Source organism: Gardnerella sp. 26-12 (assembly GCF_001660745.1).
GTDB lineage: Bacteria > Actinomycetota > Actinomycetes > Actinomycetales > Bifidobacteriaceae > Bifidobacterium > Bifidobacterium swidsinskii.
The window spans coordinates 1-3,394 of the sequence record NZ_LWSR01000129.1 but is presented as its reverse complement, the minus strand read 5'-3'; the positions used below and the strand labels follow the sequence as shown (position 1 = coordinate 3,394).

Below are 3,394 nucleotides of genomic sequence, written 5' to 3'. Positions count from 1 at the left end.
AAATTGTAGAATTGTAAAAACTGTAGAAATTATACGTGCTTACTTTTAAGGGAGTCTCGATGACAATTATCAACGAAAAAGGCGTGAACGTGGCAGTACTTGGCGCAACTGGCCAAGTTGGTATGGTAATGCGTCGAGTGCTTGACGAGCGTGATTTCCCAATAAAAGATTTACGTTTTATGGCTTCTGCTCATTCTGCTGGCACAGTTTTGCAATATCGTGGCAAAGACGTAGTTGTAGAAGATGTAGAAAAAGCAGATTTGCACGGAATTGATATAGCTATTTTTTCTGCAGGCGGCGGAACTTCAAAAATTTGGGCTCCGGAATTCGCTGAAGCTGGCGCAATTGTAGTAGATAATTCTTCGCAATGGCGTATGCATAACGATGTGCCTTTGGTAGTTGCGGAAGTAAATCCTGAAGATTTAGATACTATTCCAAGAGGAATAGTAGCAAATCCAAATTGCACAACTATGGCTTGCATGCCTGTATTAAAGCCGCTTGCTGATGCTTTTGGATTAAAACGTTTAATAGTTTCGTCTTATCAAGCTGTTTCTGGTGCCGGTCGAGCCGGTGCTTTGCAACTCATGAATGAGGCTCAAGCTGCATTAAACCAAGGAGCAGATAAACTCGTTTTCGACGGTAGTGCAATAGATTTCCCTGAGCCTACAAAAGTTGCTCGTACTATTGCTTTTAATGTAGTGCCTTTTATTGGTTCAATAGTTGATGACGGATCTGAAGAAACTGACGAAGAACAAAAATTGCGCAATGAAAGCCGTAAGATTTTGCATTTGCCAAATCTTGCAGCCTCATGTACTTGTGTGCGAGTAGGTGTTTTCACTGGTCACGGCATGAGTGTAAACGCTGAGTTTGAGCATGATGTAACTCCAGACATGGCTCGCGAAGTATTGAGCAATGCTGAAGGAGTTGAACTTAACGATATTCCTACTCCTCAGCTAGCAGCCGGAAAATCTGCAAGTTATGTTGGCAGAATTAGGAAAGATCAAGCAGTAGATGGAAATAAGGGATTGGCACTTTTTATCACTAACGATAATTTGCGAAAAGGTGCTGCATTAAATGCTGTGCAATTGGCGGAAATTATTGCTAAAAAGCGTAATTTCCTAAACTAATTATGGTTATATTGCGCTCGCGATTATGTAAGATTTTGCGTAAACTGGAATTATGTCAATAGCATCTGAAGAAATACAGCAGCAACTCGATCGTATAGTGGCACTTGGGTATCCAGATGTGGCTGATATGAGTGCCAATGCTTTTCGTAAGTTGGCAAATCCTATATTATGTGCGCTTGAAAATAGTAGTTTAGGTGCGAATATTTTATTGATTCCTACGCGTGAATTAGTTTCGCCTGAATCGTTGATTTCTCGTACGAGTATTAATCGCATGGCTGGATTCACTACTATGCCTCCGCGAGATATCATAAGTTTTCTTCCTAAAGACGGGTATGAGTTTCCTGAAGGTCCGTTCTATATAGTTGTCGATCCGCATACTGGCTCATCGTATTTGAATCGAGAGCCTGATGTTGCTCGTAAACTTATTGATTCTGATGAGCGTTTGCCTCTTACGCTGGAAGAAGGGCTTGCTATTGCAACACAGCATCCAGATTGGCTTGAAAGCAAGAATGGATTTAATTTGCTTGGTTCGCAAAGCGCAGATGGGCGTGTGCCAAGTATATGGATGAGTCAATGTGCTCCGCGTTTAGGTGCTGTCTGGCCAAATTCTCGTCATACTTGGCTTGGTAATGCGTATTGCATGGAAAGATGTGGAGTGTCATCGCTGAAGTAAGTTAGCGAATTTTGTGCTCATTTAGTAAAATGGTACAAAATATAACGGTAGATAATACAAATAAATAGAAGTTGAATTTTTATAGTTTCTCATATTGTGAAGGTGCGTTGTGGCATATATAACTTTTGATCATGTAGTGAAAGAATACCCATCAGGTTCTGGTGCTGTGCGAGCTTTAGATGATGCCAGTTTTACTGCACAGAGCGGTGAGCTTACAGTAATTTTAGGTGCATCTGGCGCGGGAAAAACTACAGCATTAAATATTTTGGGCGGTATGGATACTGCAACAAGCGGTCGTGTTGTTGTTGGCGATTGCGATGTTACTAAGCTAAAAGGTCGTAATTTGGTTCGCTACCGCAGAGAAGACATTGGTTTTGTTTTTCAATTTTATAATTTAGTTCCAAATTTAACTGCTCTTGAAAATGTAGAGTTAGCTTCGCAAATTTGTGCAGATCATTTTGACCCTGCTCAAACGCTTATTGATGTTGGCTTGAAAGAAAGGCTACATAATTTCCCAGCGCAACTTTCTGGTGGTGAGCAGCAACGCGTATCTATTGCGCGCGCTCTTGCTAAAAAACCTAAATTATTGTTATGTGACGAGCCTACTGGTGCCTTGGATTATGAAACAGGTAAGGCAGTATTGCAATTATTGCAAGATATTTGCCGAACTGAAGGCATGACAGTGCTGATTATTACTCATAATGCTGCCATTGCTCCGATGGCTCACAAAGTTGTTCGTTTCCGTTCTGGAAAAGTTGTAGACGAAACTGTGCAAGAACATCCTATGGCTATAGCCGATATTGAGTGGTGATTAGGTGGTTGTTATGCGGAAAGTAGCAGCAGTTTCAAAGCAATCTGATAATAAAAACGCCGATAATGGCAGTGAAGGTAAGCGCACGCACTCATTGCTGCCAATAGTATTTATTAGCGCAATTAGAATGTGGGTTCGCGAATGGCGTCGCTTCTGTGTTCTTGCGGTTATTGCAATGCTTGGTGTTGCTGTTATGACTGGTATTTATGCAGGCTGCAACGACATGTTTCTCGCTACTAACGATATGTATGCGAAATTGCATGCTTATGATTTGCAAATCGTATCTACTCTTGGTTTAACTAAAGACGATGTTGCAGCGTTACGCGCGTTGCCAAGTGTGAGTGAAGTTGAAGCAGAGCGTTCTTGGAAAGCAACAGCGCACGCAACAGATGATGCAAAGTCTTCATACGCAATGAATTTCGTGCATTATGTAGAATCGCAAAAAAATCTTAATCGTTTGCATTTGCTTAAGGGCAATATGCCTAAAAATAATAGTGAAGCTGTTGTAACTCAGCGATTTTTACACGATAGTGGCTTGAGCATTGGCAATGTGATAATAGTCAACATGCAGCAAAATGTGGGCGTTGGAAGTCTTGATTCTTCTAATTCAAAGTCTAAAACTTATCGTTTGCGCATAACTGGTAGCGTGCTAGATAGCAACGATTTAAACAATCCTGATGGCTATCAATCTAAAGCATTTCGTAACTCTGTGACGTCTAGATACCCAATATTTACTTCTGCTGCTCCTGATAACGTGACTAGCTTGCCGTATACCTGTCTCTT

The 3,394-nt window shown here is 41.1% G+C and carries 3 protein-coding genes and 1 pseudogene; all 4 read left to right on the top strand.

The window, feature by feature from the left end:
* The first annotated feature begins 59 nt into the window (after window positions 1-59).
* Complete coding sequence (locus tag A5295_RS05755; protein ID WP_004109990.1) at window positions 60-1,127, top strand: aspartate-semialdehyde dehydrogenase; 1,068 nt, start codon at window positions 60-62, stop codon at window positions 1,125-1,127.
* Between the two features lie 52 nt (window positions 1,128-1,179).
* The gene (locus tag A5295_RS05750) at window positions 1,180-1,800 is read left to right on the top strand and encodes a DUF5701 family protein (RefSeq protein WP_004109989.1); all 621 of its coding nucleotides are present in this window, start codon (window positions 1,180-1,182) and stop codon (window positions 1,798-1,800) included.
* Window positions 1,801-1,909: 109 nt separating this feature from the next.
* Entirely contained in the window at window positions 1,910-2,611 is a 702-nt protein-coding gene (locus A5295_RS05745) for an ABC transporter ATP-binding protein (protein ID WP_004105770.1), read from the top strand.
* A gap of 127 nt (window positions 2,612-2,738) precedes the next feature.
* A pseudogene (locus A5295_RS05740) lies at window positions 2,739-3,394 on the top strand (ABC transporter permease); the annotation flags it as partial.